The 2472-nt window shown below is 50.4% G+C and carries 2 protein-coding genes; both read right to left on the reverse strand.

What is annotated here, in order from left to right; all coding sequences use genetic code 11:
- Window positions 1–1438: asparagine synthase-related protein (locus VGS11_04175; protein ID HEV2119286.1), on the reverse strand; the 1438-nt coding region annotated here is incomplete at its 3' end.
- A 195-nt stretch (window positions 1439–1633) separates the two neighbouring features.
- A partial coding sequence (locus tag VGS11_04180; GenBank protein HEV2119287.1) for an N-acetylneuraminate synthase family protein occupies window positions 1634–2472 on the reverse strand: 839 nt, incomplete at its 5' end.

Genomic DNA, 2472 nt, shown 5'->3' on the forward strand with positions numbered 1-2472 from the left:
TGAAGAAATAGTTGACAACTCGTGTGTCCAAGAAAGGCAATTCGGCTCGCATCCCCTCTAGACTAAACGCGTGAAAGACCAACCGTGTGTCGAGATGCAGCATGACCATATCCAAGCTCAGTTCAAACATGTCCGAATAAAACGTAGTCGGACTCAGTCGTGAAACAATAGGCGCGACAAATCGCGTCGAATACCAATCGGCCACTCGCGCAAAGCCATTTTTTGTAAGCGACGGGAAATAGGCACTCGACCTCCCGGGCATCTCGCCATATCCAAACACACGGCCGTCATAAAATGTCTGCGAATCTGCAATTCCGTACAATACGCTGCGAACCATTTCCGCAATCCGTGGCCCACATAGTCTTTTAGTGACTACACAAAGCAAATTGCCAATTGCACCTTCGTTTTGAGGAGCGAGACTCTTCATCAAGGGCAACAACCGGAGAAATACAGGCGAGTAAAAGGCTCTCCTAAACTTGTAACCGAATGATGGATTTGTATAGTTGTTGTCCGCCAGCGTGTCGGCCATTTGTCCAGAAATAACAGGTTCCCCTTCGCCCAGCATCCTCCGCGCTCGATGCGCCAAGCGGTAAAATACTGTCGAGGTTGTTCGTGATCCCGCTAGCCAAGATTCCGTCAATAAGTCCCATTCATCCGGAAGTGTTTCGTCGTGCGGATCAACAATTACAGATTCGTGCGGAACTCCTGCCGCGTCTGTTAGTGCCCTAGCACTCCGAATCTCACTTTCGCCATCCTCGTATCCCATCACGCTGCCTGTCATCGCCATCACACTTCGATCTGGATTTTGCAAGGCAATATCAAAGAGTAGAGAGGAATCCACGCCTCCCGACAGCAGCAGTCCGCTTAGTTCATTCTGACGCACCCTAACAGCAGATTGAAGGAGAGGGTAGAGAGAAGCAGTTGCGTTGCGCCCATTGTGAGGTCTGTTAAATCTCGAAGCCTTCCAGTACCGTTCGCAACTAATTGTCATGGCGTGTTCGTCACATCGTATGCGTAAAAAACGCGCACGCCCGATTGTCTCGATTCCATCAAAAAGCGTGAAAGGGGCAGGAATAAATCCTTCCTGCGCTAAGTAGAATGCGACAGCACACCCATTGAATTTGAAATTAGCGCCGCAGAGGTAAGCAGGATGAGATGAGAATGAGAGATGCCCACTGTCTCGATAACAGTAGATGTCTTCGCAACCAAATTTGTCGACAACAAGATAAACAGTACTTGCTCCCGAGTCCATGAGAACAAGTGAAAAATTGCCCTCAAGCAGCCCAAATGCCGCTGTGCCGTATCTCTCGTAGAGCCGGCAGATTGTGCCGGGACTTTGCGATTGGTGAATCGTTTCGATTCTGGTCTCTGGCTCAAATTCAGCGTCACTAGCTATCCGCGGATGACCCCACACGAACACAGCGGGTTGATTGCCCAAATTGCCTTGAGTGGTCCATGCAGCCATATCTCGGTAACTTTTGCCTTGAATGCACATGGACATCGTGCGTGAGCGTATAACTGAGATCGGTTTCACATCATCTCTTTCCGGAAAAAGAGAGCCATGCGAACGGCAATTTGTAGGCCTAATCGCTCCCCAAAACACTGGGAATTCGTGAGATGGCCTAATGAGATCTCACTCCAAACAGTTCCATGTAAAGTGCTCACCTTTCTTGATTGGTACGGACGTCCGACGGCCAATCACTCTATGAAGATCGAATGGTGCAATCGCACCGCTTGGCGCTGGACGCAATGCCTGTATTTCGCGTTTGCAGAGAGTCGTACCAGCGCGTATATCCTGAGCCGCGCGAAGACATCTCCGTTGGATCACAATGGTCTCATTTTCATTGTCCGCCACTAATTTTTCCTGTGAACCAAGCGCGGCCTCGAGTTCTCGCGTACGTTCGACCATTTCGTGCCAGCTTCCCGGAGTCATTGCAAAGTGATGATCAGGCCCTTGTCGCGAAATATCATCCGTGAAGTGCTTCTCTATGATCTTGGCACCTAGCGCCACTGCTCCGAGTACGGCCGCATGCCCTGGCGTGTGGTCTGAGAGCCCCGTCAGCGCCCCAGGGAACCGGTCCTGGTATGTACGCAACACATTTAAGTGAACGTGTTTAAATACTTGAGTGCCTCCCGTGTAATTCGTATTGCATTGCAACAGAGCCAAATCAGGGTTTATTGCCTTCAATATTTGGGTTGCGCTCTCCACCTCACTCATGTCCGATGCGCCGGTGGAGAGAATCACAGGTTTTCCCTTCGAAGCGACACGTACAAGGAGCTCCGACCAGGTGATGTCCCCCGATCCAATCTTGTAAGCCTCGACGAAAGGCTCAAGCATATCCACCGCCTCAAGATCATACGGTGTTGACAAAAGCTCGATTCCTTCCTCGCGACAACAGGCCTTAAGCATGGGTGTCCACTTCCAGGGAAGCGATGCTTCTTCATAAACTTGAAACACTGACTTGTGCCAGC

This window comes from Candidatus Bathyarchaeia archaeon (genome assembly GCA_035935655.1).
GTDB lineage: Archaea > Thermoproteota > Bathyarchaeia > 40CM-2-53-6 > 40CM-2-53-6 > 40CM-2-53-6.